Source organism: Thermodesulfobacteriota bacterium, assembly GCA_034189135.1.
Lineage (GTDB): Bacteria > Desulfobacterota > Desulfobacteria > Desulfobacterales > JAUWMJ01 > JAUWMJ01.
Window position 1 is genome coordinate 1 of the sequence record JAXHVO010000076.1, and the last position, 21,635, is coordinate 21,635.

Genomic DNA, 21,635 nt, shown 5'->3' on the forward strand with positions numbered 1-21,635 from the left:
GGTAGCCAAGATTTGATTTACTACTGGCTGCCATCATTTTGAACGGTAGTAATTTAATGAACGAACATAACCAACCGGCTGGCTCGTAAAACCATGACTTTTCGTTCAGGCACTAATTAAAAAAAATAAAAAATTATCTTGACACCGCAAATCTATCTGGTATTACAACAGACCAAGTGGTATTACAACAGACCATTTATCCGGCGAAGGAGCATGAGATGCCAGCTTTCAGATCATTGAAAAAGCCACTTCTCTCCAAGGAAGTTGAAAGACAGCTGAAACTTTCAATATTAAACAGAAAATACAATGCCGGCCAAAAACTTCCTTCAGAAAGAGAACTGGTCGATCAATTTCAGGTCAGCCGTGTCACAGTGAGGGAAGCCCTACGCGGTTTGCAGCAAAGCGGACTGGTTCAGATCAAGCGAGGCCGTGAAGCCGGCGCTTATGTATGCGAACCCGACTCTACTGCCATCACGGAAAATTTTCAGAACCTTATACAGATGGGCAAAGTTAATTTTGCCCATCTGATAGAAATTCGGCTGTACACCGAACCGGACGTTGCCAGAAGTGCCGCTTTGCACCGCACTTCAGAAGATATTGACAAGCTGATACAACTGCTTGATCAAGCTGAAGCTTATTCGAACACGTCGCGAAAAAAAGCACGCCTGACGAATGTTCGATTTCATTGCGAAGTGGCCAAGATCCTGGATAATGCCCTTATCATTTTTCTCTGTGAATCAATCACTCAGGTCTATTCAGCGAATATTATTGAGATGACACGTAGCAAACTGGATAAACAGGGAATTGGAAAACTCATTTCAGAGCATCGAGAAATTCTAGAGGCAATTGTTAATAAAAATGCTAAACAGGCGTTTGAAAGAAGCAAACAACATCTTTTAGAAACATATTATACCTACTCAAAAATTGTACCGGAAAGTTACGATGAGGAGGTTGACAAACGGATCAGATATTTTGCCGGAGCATAACATACATTTTGCCACTGTGAAGTCTAAAGCTGGTAGTGAAGCAAATATATCTGCTTTCAGGGGAGAGCGGTTTAAAGCAGTGATGAGTCATATCAATTTCAATGCCGTTAACTTAAGCAAATCTTCGAGTGATTGGTGAATATCAAATATCAAACCACAGCAGTAATTAAAAATACTTCAAAATTTTATCCCCCTGTATTGGAGTTCGATCATCTGTGGTCAATAATCGCTTAAGTTAATGGCATTGATTTCTATGTTATAATCAGGGAGACTTTTGAGAAACGTCCTTTTTCAACGGTCTCAATATATCAAGAAAGGAGGTGAAATGAGTCGGTTTCCCTCATAATCTTTAGGCGTTGGATTTACTGGTGTCTCACGAAAAAGAGAGATTCTAAAACAAAGGAAGGGGAGGAAGAAATATGAAGAAATTTAAAGTCAATCACTTATTTTCCTGGATGATCTTATTAATGACTGTGTGTTTTGTTTTCGCAATGATCTCAGGGTGTGCCTCGCAACCTGTGAAAAAAAAGGATGGTCCTGTGGAAACGTTGAAGACATGCCCAAGCGCAAAAATTACCACCCTCGAATATTCAGTGAAGAAATCAAAATTCAGCGGCGGACCCAAGCTGCATGTAAAGGTGGGTGTGACCAATATTTCCGATAAACCGGTGCGTTATCGAGTGAGTATTTTCCTGCCGGACGGCGGTTCTTCAGGGGGATTCTTTCCCAGAAAAGGAAAACCTCCTGTGGTAAAACCCGGAGAGGAGAAAGCCCGGACATTTCCCATGTACTATGACAAGATACCTGATGAAATCACTATCAAAGTAGATGAGCTTTAATACTTTTTTATTAAAAAAGGAGGATTGAAAAGTGAAATCAAGAATCTTTACATTTTTGACTGCAATTATCCTGGCTGTTTCACTAGTAATAATTGTTCCGGGAAACGCCAGCGCAATTAAATTTTTATCTTTTGGTACAGGGAGCCCTGCCGGGACCTATTATTTTCTCGGGGCAGGCTTTGCTTCAATTATTAATAAGAATGTTAAAGGCGTGAGGGTCACTGCAGAATCAACTGCGGCCTCAACGGAAAATGCACGCTACCTTATCCGAGGCAAAATGGATATGGGCCTGGCGAGCATGGGAACACTGAATGGTTTAAAAAAACAGGGGATGGATGTGGATAAGGTACGCCTGGTTGCCGTGGGTCATACCAGCGATACCCACTGGATCGTACGAAAGGACTCCCCTATTAAGTCCTGCAAAGATTTTAAAGGAAAAGTAATCGGTGTTGGCCCGGCCGGAAGCGCAACCTTGAATATCTGGTCAAAGAAACATTTGGCTGCAGGTTTTGGAATAACCCTAAAGGATATAAAACCAAAGTATATCGCCTTTCATGAAATCACCAGGGGCATCAGGGACAATACCATTGATGCCGGCTTAATTGCTGCTGGATACCCGATTGCCGCCGTGATGGAATTGGCCAGAGATATTCCCATCCGCCTTTTAGAAATAGAGCCGGAAGCGATAAAAAAAATGCAGGCCAAGTATCCCAACGTGACGCCATTTGCTTTTCCAGCAGGGACCTATAATGGAATTGATAAGGAGGTCCCCACCTATGTGGTACCCCAGATGTGGTTGTGCAGGGCTGATCTTTCCAAGGATATTGTTTATAAAATAATTAAGGCTGTTTATGATAACTCGGAGGAAAGAAATGCCATCCACCCCATGGCAAAGAAGTATACCATTGAAAATGCGTTTAGGGGTTCAAAATCAGTGCCTGTCGGATATCATCCGGGAGCTATAAAATATTACAAAGAAAAAGGTATTTGGGATAAAATGGCCCAATATCAATAAAGTTTAGAATCGGATTAAGGGGCGTAGAGATTTTTCTCTATGTCTCTTAATCATCACTGGAAAGGATAAGACATGGATAAAGAGAAGGTAAAACCCAAAGAATCCGGTTCAATAAGTACCAGACAAAGGCAGCTTACCGGAATACCCGCTCATCTGGTCAGGTGGATTGCGGTTGGTATGAGTCTGTTTCAGCTCTATACGGGCTATTTCCAATTTACTGCTATGAACCAGAGGGTTCCCCATGTGACTCTGGGCTTTATCCTGATATTTCTTATCTATCCCATGGGTAAAAAAAGCAGAAAAGATCGGCTGAGTATTGATAGTATTACGGCAGCGGCCCTTATTTTGATCTGTGGTGTTTATGTCATGTTGACCTGGTTTAAAAAAATGGGTTGCATGGGATTAGAGCCTCCTATGTACGAACTTGTTATGGGAGGGATTTTTATCATTCTTTTAATTGAGGGAACAAGAAGGGCCTTGGGTTGGGCTTTTCCCTGCGTGGCGGTTCTGGTTCTACTTTATGCCCGTTTTGGGGAAATAATGCCCGGCCTCTTTGCGCACAAAAACTATGGAGTTGACCGGATTATATCCAGTATGTTTATAACTGCAGATGGCGTGTTTGGAATGCTGGCCGGGATTTCCGCCACGTTTATCTTTCTGTTTATTCTTTTTGGCGCCCTTCTCAGGGAGGCAGGGGGCGGGGAGTTTTTTATTAATTTTGCCTATGGCATTTGTGGCAGATTCCGCGGCGGTCCGGCAAAGATCGCTGTCGTCGCCAGTTCATTATTCGGCATGCTTTCAGGGAGCGGGACGGCCAATGTGGCCGGTACAGGCCAAATCACCATTCCACTTATGAAAAGGACAGGGTACCCGGCTCATTTCGCTGGTGCGGTGGAGACCGTTTCCAGTGCCGGCGGTCTCCTGATGCCACCTATTATGGGAAGTGCGGTATTCATTATGATGGAGATACTGGGTGTCAATTATCTGACCATCATAAAGTCGTCCGTGCTCATGGCCATTCTTTATTACCTCGGGCTTTTTATCATGGTGGATATAGAGGCCCAGAAAATAGGAATTGTCGGTCTTAAAAAAGAAGAAATTCCCCCGTTGAAAAAAACACTGAAAGAAGGCTGGCAATTTTTTATACCTCTTTTGATACTCATTTATTTTTTAGGTTTTGAAAGAAGCTCGGTGACCAGGGCGATTCTCTGGGCAAACCTCAGCATTCCTCTGGTAGCGATGATGCGGGAAAAAACCCGAATGTCTTTTTCAAAGATTCTAACCGGTCTTGAAAAAGGGGCATTAACAGCCGCCCCGGTGGTAGCCATACTGTCTCTTGGGGGGATAGTAGTCGGTATGATTACCCTCACAGGTTTGGGCCTGATGATGTCTTCTATCCTGATTGACCTTTCCCATGGGAATCTTTTTTTACTTCTACTAATGACCATGGTGGCTTCCATTATCCTGGGTATGGGTGTACCCCCTGTGGCTGCTTATATCATTCTTGCTATCCTGGTGGTACCTGCCCTGATTAAAATGGGAGTTTACCCTCTGGCCGCACATCTTTTTGTGTTTTACTTCGGCACCATTGCAGGGATTACCCCTCCGATGGCTCCGGATGCTTTTGTTGCAGCGGGAATTGCCGATTCCCCCATGATGAAGACTGCTTTAACCGCCTGTCGGCTTGCGTTGGTTATTTTTATTGTTCCCTATATGTTTGTGTATAACAATGCGCTTCTTTTGGTGGGAAATTTGGGCGAGATATTGCTGGTGTGTGTCACCGCCTTTTTCGGAGTCACTGCGCTGGCTTGTGCCGCACAAAATTATCTGGGTGGAAAGTTGCCCATTTATTTCAGGCTGGCTTTATTCATTGGCGGTGGATGTTTGATTTACCCGGGTTGGGTGACTGACCTGGTTGGAGTCGTCCTCGTTTTAGCACTTCTTGCCATTAGGACTCCGGATTTGTTGAAGCGTTTCACCATAGGGCTTTTTCAACATAATTAATCTGCCGAATTGAACAAAAGTAAATAGTAGGATTTTGCTATGGATAAAACCTTTATTGCGAGTATGACCTGGGAAGAATTTAGAGATAAAGTGAATTCAAAAACGGTAGTTGTTGTCCCTGTGGGGTCGACAGAGCTTGAAGGGACTCATCTGCCATTGGGTGTGGATACCATTATGGCTGACGGTGTGGCCGCCAAACTGAAAGGCGAACCGGGCGTTTTAATCGGTCCTACCCTCCCTATCGGGTATTCAAAATGGTTTAAACCGTTTCCGGGAACCATCTCCCTTGAGCATGACACGCTGACCCGGGTCTTTTTGGAATATGGGACCTGCTTAATTGATCACGGTGTCAGACGAATACTCTTTTTAAACTCTCATCGTGGCAACAACTCATGCATCGAAACTGCCTCTCGCACTTTGATTATGGAGAGAAAAGTTCGCATAGCCATGCTGAGCATCTGGAAGCTGGCAAACGATTTAACATCAAAACAAAGCGGGATGATCAAGGAGGGGAAATTTACCCATGCCGGTGAAATAATGACTTCCTCGATCATGGCGCTTGAACCGGATAATGTCGCCATTGACAAAATGGCCAAGGACTCCGTTAAATCTCCATCTAAAAGTCAATTTAAAGTGAAGAATTCCCTTGGTGATACCGAGTTACAAGGCTGTGTGCAGACGCTTTATCAGGATATCAGGGACGTCACCGATACCGGCGTGATGGGCGACCCCACTGCGGCATCCGCAGAAAAAGGGGTGTCGATCCTTAACCTGATTACCGATTACGCCCGGGCGTTCATTCAAGAGTTCAGGAATCTTTCCATCGAATGATCTCAACTGGAGCTGAAAATGCTGAAGCTAAACAAATCGAATCTGAATCTGGAATACAAGCTGATCGACCATATTACTACAGTACGTTACGAAGACCTACCTCCTGAAGCAGTAGATTGCTGTAAACTCTTGATTATGGACGCCCTGGGCGTCACCTTTCCGGGAAGCCAGGCCCCCGGGTGCACGGAAGTCGCTGATCTTGCACATGCCTGGAAAAGTGAATCGGGCGCTTCTGTTCTGATTCATGGCGATAAGACGCTGCCGCCTTTTGCCGCAATGGTGAACAGTACCATGATGCACGCTCTTGACTTTGATGATACTTTGGACGCTTCGGCGCTGCACACCTTTGTGAATGTATTGCCGGCAGCGATGGCAGCAGCAGAAACCGTTGGCAGCATAGACGGTAAACGTTTTATGACCGCTCTGATTCTCGGGGTAGATGTCATTTGTCGCCTGAGCATGGGAATCCGCCGGCCGTTGTCCTGGATTCGAACAGCCACTTGCGGTTCTTTTGGCGCTGCAACTACGGTGGGAAAAATCCTTGGGCTTGACTACGAACAGATGACCAATGCTCTGGGCGTGGCTTACAGCCAGACAGCGGGAAACGCGCAAGGTCTGCTGGAAGGGCGATTGGTCAAACGCATGCAGCCGGGATTTGCCGCGCAGGCTGGATTGACATCCGCTTTTCTTGCCGAAAGAGGTATTACCGGAAGCCATGCATTTCTTGAAGGTACCTACGGGTTTTACAATCTTTACGAACAGGGAGAGTTTGATCACCAGCCGATTGTTGAAAGATTGGGGTCTCACTACACCATCACCGACCTGAGCATCAAGCCATATCCGAGCTGCCGCATGACCCATGCCTCCATAGACGCTGCACTTGAACTGAGAGACGTCATCGGGGGAGATGTTGAAGATATTGATCAAATAGAAGTGAACGCATCAAAGATGGTTACCGAAATGGTGGGCAAGCCTTTTGTGATTGGTACAAACCCTCAGGTAGACGCTCAGTTCAGCATTCCCTATACAGTGGCCTGTGCCATGGTGCGGGGAGATGTTTTTATTGGTGACTTTGAAACCGAGGCCATCCATGACACACAGGTCAAATCACTTGCAGACCGCGTTACCGTCTCGGTAAATTCTGATTTGTTGGACAAGGACATTCTTCATGCCGGATTGGTCATCAAAATGAATGACGGGCGGACCCATGAGAAAACGGTCAACGTTCCCCTGGGGAACCCGGAAAAGTCAATGGATGTCGAGCAGTGTAAGCAGAAATTCAGGAAATGCGTGGCTTACAGCGGGCTTGATTTTGATAAGTCCAAAATAGAAGACCTTCTTTCCATGATCGATTCTCTGGAACACATACAGGATATTAACCGGATGATTGCTCTGATGCTGCCCTGATAATACCGGCAGGCGTTGAGCAGATAAAATAATTGGTAACCGTTCACGGGTTCAAAGGTTCAGAGGTTCAAGGTTGCATTCTAGTCCCTAACCGTGAACGTTGAACCTGAGTAGTTACAAAAGGATTTACATGACCGTAAAAAAAATATTCGATGCCGGTGCTCTGCAATATGACCGAAACCGGCGAAAGGTGATTCCCTGTTTCGATGATTTTTACAAAACCCTGATTCGGCTGATACCGTTTCATCGCGATGAAAAATTTACTGCCCTGGACCTGGGCGCAGGCACGGGCCTGGTGACTGCTCTCATTTTCAATGTTTTTCCCCAAGCGGCCGTATCCCTTGTCGATATTTCCCAAAAGATGCTGGAAAAGGCAAAGAAGAGGTTTGCCGGAAAAGATAATGTGGTGTTTCACATTATGGACTATAATACCTCCCCGTTGCCGGGGAAGTACGACCTGGTCGTGTCTGCCATGTCGATCCATCATTTAAAGAATCCGGATAAGAAGCGTCTTTTTCAAAAGATTTACCATGCGTTGATTCCGGGCGGTGCTTTCATTCACGCCGAGCTTGCGCGGGGGGGCACGGATGACATTGAAAAGATCTACCAGAAGCAGTGGAGAAAGCACCTTGGGGGGACAGACCTGACTGAAGATGAGTTGAACGTCATATACGAACGGATGTCCTACGACATCCCGGCACCACTCGATATGCAGCTGGAGTGGATGCGGGATGCAGGGTTTATAAATGTAGACTGTTTTTATAAATATTTTAATTTTGTCGTTTATGCGGGATGCAAAAAAACGGCATGAAGGTTTCATTGATCGATTTTTTAGCAAAATCTATTTTTTCAATGGATAATCCTAGAACCGGAGGTTGGTTTTTATGAATAAGGATCTTAAAAAGTTAACCAAAGATCTGGCAAAACTGGTGGGTAAAGAAAACGCATTTACCGACAGGCCCACTGCTTTGGCCTATGCCAAGGATACCATGCCATGGGACGTTGAAAAGCACAACATGCCCTATGCCGTGGTCAGACCGGCGGACAGCCGTGATGTTTCGGCGGTGTTGAGCTATGCCAATGAAAAAAAAATACCGGTGCACACCCATGGCTCCGGGACTTCCCTGGTCGGCCTGGGCCGACCGAAAACCAATTGTATAGTTCTGGACATGGCAAGATTGCAGAAAATCGAAGTCTTTCCTGAAAGGGGCTACTTTGAGGTTGAAGCCGGAATGCATATCGGGAAGTTAAGAAAAGCTCTGGCGCCACATCGTGCCCTGCTTCCCGTTTTCCCGGGCAGTGAGCTGGTGGCCACCATCGGTGGTTCCATTTCGGTGAATACCAGTGCCCATGCAGTGGATGCAACCCTTTGCAAGCCCGGGGACTATGTGCTGGGTATGGAAGTCGTACTTCCGACCGGAGAAATTCTTCACACCGGTACAGAATCCACCAGAAAGCCAGCCGGAATTGAAGCCACTAAATTTCTGGTCGGTTCCGAGGGGCTTTTGTGCGTGATTACCAAAATACGCATGCGGTTGATTCCGTTACCGCATACGGAGAATATCGTGGCCTATTATAAATCTACCGAGGATATCTTGGATACGGTCATGGCCATGTATAAAAAAGGGATTCCCACACCCATGTTTTTTGAATACCTGGATGAAAAGGCGTCAACCGTCGGCTATGAAGCTGTTGGGCTTGAAGCGCCTGATGGAGCCGTTGCCATGATGACCATCAGCTCCTCAACCCCGGAAGGGTGCCAGGCCAAAGCCGAGGTTTTTTTGAAATTCTTACAGGAAAGCAACCCAATTGAAGCCAGAATTGTAACGGACAAGGAGGAATGGAACAAGATCTGGAGCAGCCGGGCCGAGGCGGGAAATTATGTCTATCGTTTGGGATCCACCTTTGGCAGTGAGGTTACCGTAAGGGTAGATCATCTCAAGGCTGCCTTTTTAGAGGCAAAAGAGATCATATTGAACTTGGACAGCTACCAGGGCAATGAGTTTTATTCCTTTGGACATATCGGTGCACCGACCATCCACGCCTATGCCTTTATTCCCACCAAGGACATTTCCAACGAGGTAAAAAAAGCGGTGACCCTGGAGGTAAAGAAAAAAACGGAATCCCTTAACGTCAAGTACGGCGGTTGCGGAGGCGAATGGGGTTTGACGGCCCAGCGGGCATCCTTTCTAAAAGAGAAATATGGTCAAAACTATTATGATTTGCTGGTAAATTTAAAGAAAACCTTTGATCCCAATAACATTCTAAATCGTGGGAACCTGGAGGGCTGGGTGTGAAACAAGACGCAAATATCCGCGATACTCTTTTGAAGGAAATCGCAAAATGCCGATCGTGCCGATTCTGTGTTGATGTATGTCCAACCTATCAGGCTTCCAGCGGTGTGGAAAGCATGTCGGCCTATGGCAGGCTGCAAATCATGAAGTATCTGCTCAACGGCACCTTGGAATTCGATGATTCCCTGACCTTTTGCCTTTACAGTTGCCTTCAGTGCAAGCGCTGTGAGATGGTTTGCAAAAGCAAAGGGCAGAATCTGGAGATCTGTGAACTCATCCAGCTGGGAAGATCTCTTCTGTCCGGAAAGTTGGTGGAAGGAGGGAGACATGCAACGATCTAAAAGTTTGATTTCTCAGGCCCTGTCCACACTGAAAGGGAATATGGAACGGACCGGTGATCCACTGGGCTTTAAGAAAGATTACTGGACCGGATGGACAGAAGGCCTTAATCTGCCAAGGGAAGGAGAAACCGTGTTGCTCACGGCAAGAATGTACCAGATGCTTCCCTATGTGATACAGGCCACGGAAATGGTTGCTTCGGCAAAGCCGATTTTGCCACTTCTATCGCTGAAAGCCTTTGCAAAAATGTTTGAGAAGGCCGGTTCGGTGGCGGGTGAAACCGTACTTCGGCTAAAGGCAAAGGGAGCACGTGAGGTAAAGCATAAAGGGGAAAACGCCCTTAAAGGAATTGCTGCGGCTCTTAATGGTGCCAATGAGTTTCCCGCATATCATTATGAAGCAGAGCCCTACAGCGGAGTTCTGTTATACGATCTGGGGCTTGAAAAACACATCGCACCACATGTAAAAAAGGTGTATCAGCAGCTTAAATCCAGCGGGGTGAAAAGGGTCATCACGGTCGATCCTCACACCACCTTCATGTTGAGAGAAGTCTTTCCCGGGTATATTTCCCATTACGACCTAGAGGTGGTGCACTATCTCGAACTGCTTTTCGGAAAGGTTGAAGATTTAAAAACAGCTGCGGCACAGAAACTACCCAAAGAATTTGTCATGCACGATTCCTGCGTGATGACCCGGGACCTGGGTATTGTGGAGCAGGCACGTCAGGTTGCGTCTGGATTGGGGATCACTTTGATTGAACCGGAAAACGCAGGGCAGGACACCGCCTGCTGCGGCGGACCGGTGGAATATGCCTATGCTGACTTAAGTGGCAAGATATCGAACATTCGTATCCAGGAGCTTGCCGCTAGAGGCAGAAATATTCTGGTAACCTGTCCCATATGTCTGATCAATCTGATGAAATATGAAAAGCAGATGGGCATCAAAGTCTGGGATATGGGTGAACTGCTGTTTACTGCCTGTAAAGGCAAATAGATTAAGCATAAAAAAAGTGTAACGCTTACTTGTACATTCAAACAATGACCCGCCTTTAAAACCGATCACCTGAATGCTTCTGGAAAGATTTTTTAAAGGGTTGTTTTAATGCAGAGAGGTAAAATATGGTTTCAAAAGAAAAGAGAGCCGAAATTTTAAAAAAGATTCACGATGCCGTGGTTGAGTTCGAGGAAGAGACCAGTGTCCAGTTGTGTAATGAAGCGTTGGATGAAGGTATTGACCCTTACGATGCCATCATGGATGGGCTGGCGGCAGGCATGGAAACGGTGGGGGGATTGTACGAGCAGAAGGAGTATTTTGTGCCCGAGCTGCTGCTGTGTTCAGATGCCATGTATGCGGGCCTTGATGTTCTTCGACCTCATGTGAAAGTGGATAAATCGGTGAAGGCTGTGGGAAAAATAATCATGGGTGTCATTGAGGGTGATATCCACGATATCGGTAAAACCCTGGTCAAGACCATGTTTGAAGCGGCAGGATGGGAAATTTACGACCTGGGAAAAGATGTAAAGCTGGAAAAATTCGTGGAAGAACTGGAGCGAACCCAGGCAGATGTTGTGGCTCTATCCGCACTTATGACCACCAGTATGCTGGCCATGCCCAAAGTCATTGATATGCTCAAAGCCAGGAAGCCAGAGGTAATTATCATGGTCGGAGGTGCTCCGCTTTCTGCTGAAATTGCAAAGCAGTATGGCGCAGACGGTTATGCCAAAGATGCGATCGCCGCTGTCGAAGAAGCGGACCGGCTTTTAATAAAGGTGGATTGATTTGCACAGAGTCACTGTAGATTGAAAAAGCGAGGAATGGTGAGATGCAGTTAAAACCGGATAGGATGACCAGCCTGGAGCGAATGGACGCCTTGTTTAACAATGAGAAGCCGGACCGGGTTCCAGTGGGTGCAATGAGCACCGGCTTTAACACCAAAAACGCCGGGTTTACCGTTGCAGATGCATATGAAGATCCTGACAAGAGTTTCCAGGCAATGATGTGGACCACCCGGCAGTATGACTGGGACCCGATCCCCCAGTATGCCGGGCATACTGTTCTGGGAGCATGGGACTTCGGAGGCCAGGTAAGGATGCCCCAGGGGGATTATGAAGGTGCTCTGGTGGTTACAACTTATCCGGTCAAAGATGAGGGGGATATAGACAGGCTCAATATGCCGGATCCGAAAACGGCCGGAAGAATACCCCAGGCCATGCGGTTTTCCCAGCTGCAGGCTGCGAACGACATCCCTGTTTTTTTCTTTTCCCGCAGCCCGTTTACCATGGCGGCAAATATCAGCGGCATCGATCGGTTCCTGAGGTGGACCATGAAAAATCCGGCCGCTTGTGAAAAACTGTTGCGACTTTCCATGGAACATATCTTCAATGTTCTTGAGTACTGGACGGAAACCTTCGGGCTGGACAAGATCTTTGCATGGATGAGCAGCCCCAGTGAATCGAACCAGCTCATTTCTCCCAGAACATTAAAAAAATTTGCCCTTCCTTATCATGCCAGGTACCATGAGCGGCTGAAAAAGCTGGGGATCAAACGATTCGGTCTGCATATCTGCGGTGATCAAAATCTAAACCTGCCCTTGCTCGCCGAGGCTTCTCTGTGGCGACATCCCAGTGTCCTCAGCTTCGGTCATGAAGTAGATATAACAACTGCGGCCGAGTATTTTCCTAAAGATATTATCTATGGGAACATTGAGCCAGCAGTCATCCAGACCGGAACCCCTGAACAGGTTTATGAACTGAGCCGGGTTGCAATAGAAAAAGGAAAAAAAGCACCCGGAGGATATATACTGGGGCCCGGTTGCGGTCTTCCTGTGATGGCCCCGCCGGTCAACGTCTGGGCCATGACAAAGGCGGCAAACGACTTTGGCTGGTATGACTGATGCGCTCGCGGGATTCGGAGGATTGCCGTGTGGGTGCCGTGCACATAAATCGTGAAAGAATTGTAACTGGTTCAAAGTTCCGTGGTTCACGGTTCAGGGTTAAACAGATGATTTGATAGCTGTTAACCCATCAGTTGTTCGAGCTCATCATGTCACTCAGGATAAACCCAACCGTGAACTGTGAACCCTGAACCTCATCAACCGAGCAGTCACAAAGAATCTTTAAAAAGATAACAAAGGAACATGGAGAAATGACCAAAAAAGAACGAATAGAGACGATGCTGGCGGGAAAGCCGGTGGATCAGGTTCCACTCTTTCCATTTCTGTTGGGGTTTTGTGCCAAAAACATGGGGTATCCCATATCCACCATATACAACAATGCGGAAAAAAGCTTCCATGCACAGCTAAAGACAATGGAACAGTACAGGTTTGACTGGGGGCCGATTTACGGGTACGCATCTTACGGCACATGGGAATTCGGCGGTGAAATTGAGATGCCCTCGGGGGAATACCAGCAGGCGCCCTCTCACAAGATGTTTCCGGTCAAATCCGAGGAGGATGTCGAAGGACTGCGCCTCCCCGACGTCAGGAAAGCAGGGTGCATCCCGCTGGCCATGGAGTTCTCCAGGCTTCAGGATAAATTCGACCTACCGGTTTCATTGGTGCTGGGCGGCAACTTTACCATTGCCGGTAATATTTGCGCGGTGGAAAAACTCTGCCGGTGGATGTTGAAAAAACCTGAAATCGCTCACAAAGTTCTCAAAATGGCGACGGATCATATATTAGACACCGTTGCTTACTGGGCGCAAACCTTTGGCCCTGAACGGGTCATTCCACAGCTCTGGGAACCGTTGGCCGCCAACCTCATTATTTCGCCCAAGCAGTTCGAGGAATTTGTGCTTCCCTATCTGATCGAATCCAGTGAAAAAATTCTGGCTATGGGGGTCAGGCACATCCTGTATCATATCTGCGGCGAGCAGAACGACAACCTCAACGCCTGGGCAAAGGTGCCCACCGGCGATCCGGGATTGTGCAGTTTCGGAGAGGAAATTGATATTGCCCGGGCCATAGAGGTGTTGGGTGAAAAGAATATTATTATCGGCAACATCGATCCCAGAATCTTGCTTACCGGAAACCCGCAAGAGATTTACGATCTATGCAGGGAAAGCATCGAAAAGGGTCACAAGGCTCCACGGGGGTTCATGCTCAGCTCCGGCTGCGAGGTGTCGCCCGAAACTCCGGGATATCACATTTATATGATGCAAAAAGCCGTTCAGGATTTTGGTACATACAACGGGTGAGAGCTTGCCAGCGGCGAAAAATTTTCTCCTCCGGACAAAAAAGGGCAGGGGTGGGGATGAATGCATAAGGAAAGAGAACGACTTTGATCCATTTATCCGGATTGGATCAGAAAAGATAAACCATATGTTCATGCACAAACTGTTTGCCACCGCGTTGGGCTATCGCTGGATCATTTTTTCCCTGCTGGCCCTTCAGTATCTTCTGGTCTATTTTCACCGGGTCTGTCCTGCCCTGATGGCACCGGAACTGACCGACGCATTTTCCATCAGCGGTGCATCCCTTGGCATCCTTTCCTCCGGATATTTTTACCCCTATGCGCTCATGCAGCTGCCTGTGGGGCTGCTGTCGGATGCCTGGGGGGCTCGAAAAACCATTACCCTGTTTGCCTTGTTCGGCGCTGTTGGCGCCGTTCTTTTCGGGCTGTCACCCGGGTTTAAGGTGGCCACGGTTTCACGCATAATGGTCGGTTTCGGCTTGTCGGCCATTTTTGTGCCGGCGTTGCGGATTTGCGCCGAATGGTTCCGGCCGCGAGAATATGCCGGCATTTCCGGCATGCTTCTGGCCATGGGTGGGGTAGGATGGTTTGTGGCTGCCACTCCGTTGGCATGGATGACAACGACCTTCGGGTGGCGCGGCACCTTCATCGGAATCGGGTACGTCACCGCGGTCCTTTCTGTTCTTACCTGGATTTTTACGGCGGATACACCGCAGGGCAAAGGCTTTGCACCGGTACTGGAGCACCGGGCGGGTGCTACTGACTCGAAATCGCAGAATATTTTTGTCAGCCTGTTGAGCGTGCTAAAGAATCGAGATTTTTGGCCCATTGCCGGATGGTTTTTCTTTTTCGGGGGAATGCTTTTTGGATTTTGCGGACTGTGGGCGGGTCCTTATCTGATGGATTCATATTCTTTCTCAAAGACGGAAGCGGGTAATGTCCTGGCCATGATCGCCCTGGGCACCATGGTGGGAAGCCCGTTACTGGGGAACCTTTCGGATCGGGTGATTATCGGGCGGAAAAAAGTGATGTTCTGTTCAGCCACCATCCTGATGACCGAATGGATCGTTTTATTTGCCTTCAGGGAAGCCCTCCCCAGGCCATTTCTCTATCCCCTGTTTTTCTTTCTGGGCGTATTCGGCAATGCCGTTGCGGTGGTCGGTTTTGCCATGGCCAAAGATCTCTTTTCCATCGAAATAGCCGGTACGGCAGTTGGGGCGGCGAACTTTTTTGCATTTTTAGGAGCCGCCTTTTACCAGCCCATGACCGGATACCTGATGGATCTTATCGGCAAGGTAAACGACGTCTATCCCTCCGAGGCCTATCAGATCGCCTTTGCTTTCTTCCTGCTGACCAGCATTACCCATTTTTTCTGTATGACCCGGATCAAGGACAGACGCAAGTCAGGTTATGTATAATTGCCCTGCATGTGTTGAGGAATACAACCACACCGATAAAACCGTCATAGCTCAGTCTGTTGGGTGTGGCTTGAACCTCGCGAATATCATGTTTATATGCTATAAAGACCGTGGGGAATTTAGCAGTCAAAAAGAATGAAGCGAACGTTTAATGTTCGGGTAAAATATTCATGCACGTATGGTAAACGGTGAGGAGAAATTTAATGACCCTTGTCGAGGTGGACGCCGGATCCTGTGGTTTTAAAACCCGTATAGAGGTTGCTAAAAACGACAGTCGGATGGTCGGCATTAAAATATCGAGCAACTGCGAAGCGGTGCAACAATGGGGCGATCGACTCGAATCAGTAGACTGGCGTGAATGCCTCGGGGAAAACGCATTCTCATCGCAAGTCTTCATTTCCGCTGCCGATTGCCTGAAACACCCGTCCTGTCCGGTTTGCGTTGGATTGTTAAAGGCGATCGAGGTGGAGGTTGGCGCCTCGCTGTCTGCAGATACAACCATTCGATTTATTCAGGGCGAGTGATAAATACCAACCGATAAAATTCGTTTTTCTAAAGAGCTTACACAACCGGTTACCTTTAAACAACGGCAGACCCATGGCAGAAAAAACTTCCATGCCTTTGGTGATATTTGAGCCCTCCGGTCGGAGGGGGAATGTCAGCGCAGGCAAAACAATTATTGAGGCTGCGCAGGATCTTGGCGCGGATATTCAGAATGTATGCGGAAGCCAGGCCCAGTGCGGAAAATGCAAAGTCAGGATTATCCAAGGGGTCTCCGCAAACCAGGGCAATGCGTCACCGACAAAAAACCTGTCTCCCATAGAGGAAGGCGAAAAAAGCCACCTTAACGAAAAACAACTGGCTGACGGCTGGCGCCTGGCCTGTCAGGCAAGGATTTTGGGGGATGTGGTTGTCATGGTCCCTGATGAAAGCCGGGCGGACCGCCAGGTCATATCCAAGGACCCAGGCAAAAGAAAAATCGACCTGGACCCTGCGATCAAGCAATACGCCGTGTCTTTAACTCCTGCCGACTTGAATCATCCCATCGCTGACTGGGAGCGCCTGTCGGCCGCTTTGGGGGAACGTTTCGGCCTGTCAGGACTTAGGGTCGAACATTCGGTACTTATGAAATTGCCCCAGGCATTGCGTAGCAGGAACTGGGAGGTTTCCGTGTCGGTCCGGCATCAGAGGGAAGTGGTTCAAATTAGCGCAGGCCTGGAAGGGAAAATGTTGGGGCTGGCGGTGGATATCGGTACCACAAGCCTTGCGGTCTATCTCTGTGATCTGAATACCGGTGAGGTCATGGCCACCGGGTCGATGGTTAACCCCCAGGTTGCCTTCGGCGAAGACGTCATGTCCAGAATTTCCTATACCATGACGAATCCCCAAGGGACAGCATTGCTTAGCAAAGCAATCGTCCAGGGGATTAACGATCTGATCCGTGATACAACCATCCATGCGGGCGTGGAGGCCAGCAACATTGTAGAGGTGGTCTGTGTCGGTAATACATGCATGCACCATATTTTTATCGGCTGTGATCCGAGAAATCTGGGGAAATCCCCCTTTACTCCGGTGATTCATCATTCCATGGATATCCGGGCCGACGAAATAGGACTCAAGGTTTCTGCGGGAGCCTATGTGCATCTGCTTCCTGTTATTGCCGGATTCGTCGGTGCGGATACAGTCGGTGTGCTTATTGCCGAAGAGCCATACCACCGAGATGAAATGACGCTGATTATCGATGTGGGGACAAACGGCGAGTTGGTTCTGGGTAACCGGAACCGGTTGATCTGTTCCTCATGTGCCACCGGTCCGGCATTCGAAGGGGCGACCATTCGACACGGCATGCGAGCTGCCCGGGGTGCAATTGAGGCGATACATATCGATCCGTCTACCCTTGAAGTCAGGCTGAGTATCATCGGCAATACCGCCGAGGAAGCCGGACAGGGCCAAGTGAAAGCAAAAGGGATCTGTGGATCCGGAATCATCGATGGTATTTCTCAAATGTTTGCGGCAGGCATTGTGAAAAAAAACGGCCAGTTCAATAAGGAGCTCAAATCACCGCGGTTGCGTTTCGATTCCAAAGGCCCTGCGTTCATCGTTGCCTGGCCGCATGAAACAACCACCGGACAGGAGATTGTCATTTGCCTCGATGATGTGCGGGCCATTCAAATGGCCAAGGGGGCCATATATGCTGCCGCCAAGCTCATGATGCAGGAACTTGGCGTAAGGCATCTGGACAGGGTGATTCTGGCAGGGGCTTTCGGCAGCCTGATCAATAGAAAATCCGCGGCAGTCATTGGTCTTTTTCCCGACTGTGAGCTTGAGAAGGTAAGGGCGGTGGGTAATGCCGCCGGGGATGGCGCTCGTTTGGCACTTTTGAACGTGACCAAACGAAGAGAGGCAGATGTGGAATCCGCCAAGGTCGAGTATGTAGAATTAACCACCCGACCAGGTTTTCAGCAAGAATACGCCAGGGCCATGTACTTTCCCCATATGACAGATAAGTTCCATCACAACCAGGACTGAGATATTCGGGTTCTTCTCCAAATTAGTTGGAGAAGAGGGTCCAAGTTCATATGACTTTTGCCAGGCATTCAATTCTTTGTAACTCTTTAGCATTTCACTCGAACCCTTGGCCCCTTGAACCCTTTGGAACCACACCGACTCACTTGAAGATGATTCACCTGCCTTGTCTGAATTAACTACAACGAATCAGGAGATGAATAGATATTCAGTCCGTATTTTTCAACTTTTGATAGTAGGAATGCATTGTATAAAGGGCGGCCATGGGATTGTGACCGGTCACCCGATCCTTGGCTGCCAGAACCGTACAAAATGCCTTTGCTTTCTTGAGAAACAGCGCATCGTGTCCCACGCAGAGCCCAAGCACGATGTTTAGTTCTGTTTCTTCATGGTTCAAGATCTCCGCCTGGAGTAGCGGGTTGCACATGGTTTCATAGGATCCGATTCTTACCTTTTCTTTCTCCGTTATACCGATATTTTCCTTGGGAACTCCTCCGGCATTGCAGCCTACGGACGCCAGCTCGAATCCCTGTGATTCCAGTATATCGGAAAGGAGGCCCGCTTCTTTTTGCACTCCACCGCAGAAGGCGATACCCAGCTTCTTGAATCCGAGTTTTTGGGCAAATTCTACCGTTTCCTGTACCCGGCATTTGGTGGGTTGAATCACATAGTTTCCCGGCTTTCGGTCGGCGTAGCATTCCGCTTCCTGAACCGAAGCCAGACGTGCAAAATTCTTCAGATCGGGTGCCTGATACGCTTGGGTGACTTGTAAAATCAAATCCTGATAATTCAAAGTCGGGCAAAAGGCCGGTCCCTTACCGCCCTCTTTTATCAAACAGACGCGCTTACTTCGTGGAATTTTGCAACGGGCACAATGGGCTTTTATTTCCATATTTCTCCTTAAATTTTATCAGCTGAATCTTGCCAGATCCAGGTAGTGACCTGGTTCAGTCTGCTACCATCGTAGCGGGTTTAATTTTTTTATAAGGGTTGGTAAAGATATGGAGGCTGGAAAAGACTTATGGTTGTTTCTCAGTCTTTATTCCTTTACGAAAAATATCAAATCCAAGCTGGAGTGTATTTTTGATGTAATCTTTATCCTCATTAATAATTTTTTTACTGGTTGACCACAGGATAATACCGGAAAAAAATGCCCAGAACGTGTCGGAGAGCGCGACAGGATGACGTTCGGTAAAAACACCTTTTTTTATGCCTTCTTTAAATATTCTTGCCATACTTCCAATCGATATTCGAGACAAATCGGTTATATCATTCAAAACCTCAGGAGATAGATTTTTTAACGTTTCGCTGGATTGAAGATGAAACATATTAATCAGCACCAGAGGGTCGAACTCGTAGACATCATACATCGCCTCTACCAGGGCATCCAATTTTTGTTCCGGCGGCATGTTTTCTTCTTTAACAATCTGATCCACTCTTATCTGAAGGTACTGGAGTATTCTGACCGAAAGAGAGGCATATAACTCCTCTTTATTTTTGAAATAAAGATATAAGGTGCCCGGACTAAGCTCCGCCTCATTTGCGATATCGTCCATGGTTGCCCGGTTAAAGCCTTTGTCGGAAAACACTTTTTTGGCTGCAACCGTAATTTGCTGTTTTCTTCTTTCTTTTTCCCGTTCTTTTCTTTCTTTGATACCCATATCGACAAATTTTTCCTGAAGATTATTTATTTTTTTTAGGCTATTTGGTAATTTATTTTGTTTATTTAGTCAAGTAGAACATTAAAGAAATAAAATCCAATCCCGAAAAAACTTAAAAAGAAGAACATGCACGAGGGCTTAGCTGGATACAGGTATGTATCATGGAGGAAACAGAGATACCTATGTGCGATTTTTATGAGACGTTTCGAATGGTTATCTATGATAGGTTTATAGGTGAGTCTTCTCTAGCGGCGCGACTTCTCTCATTCGCTGGGACGGCAGGTCAGATACAGAACGACCATGCTAAATTGAAACCAACCACTTTCCCGGGCGACAGGCTCAAGCTGCCTAATAATTGTTCAGATTCCTTCTTTCGGCAGATACAGTTTCACCGATTGAAGTCCGGAATTCATCACCATTTTCCTTAAATAGGGGTTGAAAATGAAATGGGATTTGATGATCTTGAGAGAAATATTCCTTCTTAGCCTGCTTGTTATTATCCGGTAGCGTTTTTCAAATCCATCTGGTGTTGTATGCAAAGCTTGTGCAAGTGCATGTGCGCTCCTAAATGCATAACTAATACCTTCTGCCGAACTCGGACTAATCCAACCCGCAGCTTCGCCTATAAACGCAATCCTGTCCTTGCCGGTCGATAAATGTTTTGTCTTCATGGGCCGCAACATATACGTACCCTCGCGCCACACGGTCTTTCCAAACTGAAAACCGTTACTTCTCAGCGTTTCCTTCAACAGCCTAAACTTTTCAGCTGTCTTTTCCTTTGGTTGAAGGGCTGCGCCTATAATCAGGTAATCTCCCTTTGGAATGGTCCAGCAGTAATAGTCGGTTATTTCCCTATCGAATATGGACATGAAATAAGGCAAACTGTCATCGTTCTCGACCCACTCCTGCACCGCAATATACTTTCCGGGGATTAAGCTCCCGGGTGACGCCTGCAAACGGACTTTAGAAGATGCACCGTCTGCTCCTATCAATATTCTCGCTTTCTCCACATAGGTCCGATCGCCTTGGACAAACTTTAGCTTGAAGAAACCTTTTTCTGGTGAATACGACTTGAAACGGAAATTTGTTCTGGTGTCAACGCTGGTCGGAACCATAGACAGCAACCAGGAATCGAATTTTTGACGATCCATGTTGATATAGTGCCGTTGGTAATACCTTTCGAGTTTTTGCTGAATATCGATGGCCTTAACCACAAAAAGCTGAGGTCCCTGCAGAACCTTCTTGGGCAGACCCAGTCCAAACTCGGATAGCATTCTTTGCGCATCAGGCGCCAACAGCCCGCCGCAACATTTGCCGGCAGAGAAAGGTCCGGGTACGTCCAAAAACGACCTCTTATCAACCAGCAATACTTTATAGCTCTTCCCGATAAGCCTTGCGAGTGTTGCCCCTGCTGGTCCGGCTCCGATAATCGCTAAGTCAAACATATAAGTGGTTGTCGCTTCTGTTCATTACCATCAGTGGATTTTTCTGTTCAGTCTTTTCGTTGGTGGCGGATCTGGTTTTGAAAGCTGCTTGATTGTGTTAACTAAGTCTAAAATTTGCTCATCATGGTCAGCCGGGTGCCGCTTGTTTTGAACGATTCGTCTTTACAGTTCGTTGCTTTCTAATATCATACGGCGTATTTTTACAAATGCTCTTACAATGTATATGCTGACTTCAACGGCTCTCTGTGAATTGAGAACGCTTGCGACTAACTTGGATTTTTCTTCCGCTGAAAGCTGAATCATGAAATCATCTAACCAAGTTCACCCGCCGGGGACCCAATGCTAAAGTTTTTCAAGATGCGTTTAACTCGATAGAGGCAATGTGAAAAGGCCGTTATATATTAAAGAAGAAGTAAAAAATACTTCCCTACAGTAGTGAAATGTTTTTTTATTATCGCCTTGCAATAAAATAACCTCCTGATAGCATAAATATAATAATCTGCAAATTATTAAACACCGTACCATGATTCGAATCTCCTTCCTTCATGACTATAGCATACTATATAGTGCCTGAACGAAAAGTCATGGTTTTACGAGCCAGCCGGTTGGTTATGTTCGTTCATTAAATTACTACCGTTCAAAATGATGGCAGCCAGTAGTAAATCAAATCTTGGCTACCT

Annotated in this window: 19 protein-coding genes; 16 read left to right on the top strand and 3 right to left on the bottom strand. The window is 47.1% G+C overall.

The window, feature by feature from the left end:
• Positions 1–218: 218 nt before the first annotated feature.
• The 16 genes from SWH54_11200 (at position 219) to SWH54_11275 (ending at position 17,852) form a co-directional block, all read left to right on the top strand.
• Positions 219–986: a FadR/GntR family transcriptional regulator gene (locus SWH54_11200; protein MDY6791820.1), complete on the top strand. Its 768-nt coding sequence runs from the start codon at positions 219–221 to the stop codon at positions 984–986.
• Positions 987–1,405: 419 nt separating this feature from the next.
• Positions 1,406–1,825, top strand: a complete 420-nt coding sequence (locus tag SWH54_11205) for a hypothetical protein (GenBank protein ID MDY6791821.1) — start codon at positions 1,406–1,408, stop codon at positions 1,823–1,825.
• A gap of 31 nt (positions 1,826–1,856) precedes the next feature.
• Entirely contained in the window at positions 1,857–2,840 is a 984-nt protein-coding gene (locus SWH54_11210) for a TAXI family TRAP transporter solute-binding subunit (protein ID MDY6791822.1), read from the top strand.
• A gap of 72 nt (positions 2,841–2,912) precedes the next feature.
• The gene (locus SWH54_11215; protein MDY6791823.1) at positions 2,913–4,844 is read left to right on the top strand and encodes a TRAP transporter permease; all 1,932 of its coding nucleotides are present in this window, start codon (positions 2,913–2,915) and stop codon (positions 4,842–4,844) included.
• A gap of 39 nt (positions 4,845–4,883) precedes the next feature.
• Positions 4,884–5,675 carry a creatininase family protein gene (locus SWH54_11220; protein MDY6791824.1) on the top strand — a complete coding sequence of 264 codons (792 nt, stop codon included), beginning with the start codon at positions 4,884–4,886 and terminating at the stop codon, positions 5,673–5,675.
• 18 nt (positions 5,676–5,693) lie between these two features.
• Complete coding sequence (locus tag SWH54_11225; protein ID MDY6791825.1) at positions 5,694–7,082, top strand: MmgE/PrpD family protein; 1,389 nt, start codon at positions 5,694–5,696, stop codon at positions 7,080–7,082.
• A gap of 130 nt (positions 7,083–7,212) precedes the next feature.
• A complete protein-coding gene (locus SWH54_11230; GenBank protein MDY6791826.1) occupies positions 7,213–7,893 on the top strand; it encodes a methyltransferase domain-containing protein in 681 nt (226 codons plus the stop codon).
• A gap of 73 nt (positions 7,894–7,966) precedes the next feature.
• Complete coding sequence (locus SWH54_11235) at positions 7,967–9,379, top strand: FAD-binding oxidoreductase (GenBank protein MDY6791827.1); 1,413 nt, start codon at positions 7,967–7,969, stop codon at positions 9,377–9,379.
• On the top strand, positions 9,376–9,717 hold the full coding sequence (locus tag SWH54_11240; protein ID MDY6791828.1) for a (Fe-S)-binding protein: 342 nt from the start codon (positions 9,376–9,378) through the stop codon (positions 9,715–9,717). Before SWH54_11235 ends, SWH54_11240 begins: the two co-directional genes overlap by 4 nt.
• Positions 9,704–10,708: a (Fe-S)-binding protein gene (locus tag SWH54_11245; protein MDY6791829.1), complete on the top strand. Its 1,005-nt coding sequence runs from the start codon at positions 9,704–9,706 to the stop codon at positions 10,706–10,708. The genes SWH54_11240 and SWH54_11245 overlap by 14 nt, the downstream gene beginning before the upstream one ends.
• A 125-nt stretch (positions 10,709–10,833) precedes the next feature.
• Positions 10,834–11,493 carry a corrinoid protein gene (locus SWH54_11250; GenBank protein ID MDY6791830.1) on the top strand — a complete coding sequence of 220 codons (660 nt, stop codon included), beginning with the start codon at positions 10,834–10,836 and terminating at the stop codon, positions 11,491–11,493.
• A 44-nt stretch (positions 11,494–11,537) separates the two neighbouring features.
• Complete coding sequence (locus tag SWH54_11255) at positions 11,538–12,608, top strand: uroporphyrinogen decarboxylase family protein (protein ID MDY6791831.1); 1,071 nt, start codon at positions 11,538–11,540, stop codon at positions 12,606–12,608.
• 251 nt (positions 12,609–12,859) lie between these two features.
• Positions 12,860–13,909 (top strand): uroporphyrinogen decarboxylase family protein, encoded by a 1,050-nt coding sequence (locus tag SWH54_11260; GenBank protein MDY6791832.1) that lies wholly within the window; start codon positions 12,860–12,862, stop codon positions 13,907–13,909.
• 124 nt (positions 13,910–14,033) lie between these two features.
• A complete protein-coding gene (locus tag SWH54_11265; protein MDY6791833.1) occupies positions 14,034–15,323 on the top strand; it encodes an MFS transporter in 1,290 nt (429 codons plus the stop codon).
• Between the two features lie 203 nt (positions 15,324–15,526).
• A complete protein-coding gene (locus SWH54_11270; protein MDY6791834.1) occupies positions 15,527–15,847 on the top strand; it encodes a hypothetical protein in 321 nt (106 codons plus the stop codon).
• 73 nt (positions 15,848–15,920) lie between these two features.
• Positions 15,921–17,852, top strand: a complete 1,932-nt coding sequence (locus SWH54_11275; GenBank protein ID MDY6791835.1) for an ASKHA domain-containing protein — start codon at positions 15,921–15,923, stop codon at positions 17,850–17,852.
• A gap of 205 nt (positions 17,853–18,057) precedes the next feature.
• Here the strand turns inward: SWH54_11275 and SWH54_11280 are convergent, their stop codons facing one another.
• From SWH54_11280 to SWH54_11290, 3 genes are all read right to left on the bottom strand, one after another.
• The gene (locus SWH54_11280) at positions 18,058–18,741 is read right to left on the bottom strand and encodes a DUF1847 domain-containing protein (protein MDY6791836.1); all 684 of its coding nucleotides are present in this window, start codon (positions 18,739–18,741) and stop codon (positions 18,058–18,060) included.
• Between the two features lie 127 nt (positions 18,742–18,868).
• Positions 18,869–19,510: a TetR/AcrR family transcriptional regulator gene (locus tag SWH54_11285; GenBank protein ID MDY6791837.1), complete on the bottom strand. Its 642-nt coding sequence runs from the start codon at positions 19,508–19,510 to the stop codon at positions 18,869–18,871.
• Between the two features lie 359 nt (positions 19,511–19,869).
• A complete protein-coding gene (locus SWH54_11290) occupies positions 19,870–20,955 on the bottom strand; it encodes an FAD-binding protein (GenBank protein MDY6791838.1) in 1,086 nt (361 codons plus the stop codon).
• Positions 20,956–21,635: the final 680 nt, after the last annotated feature.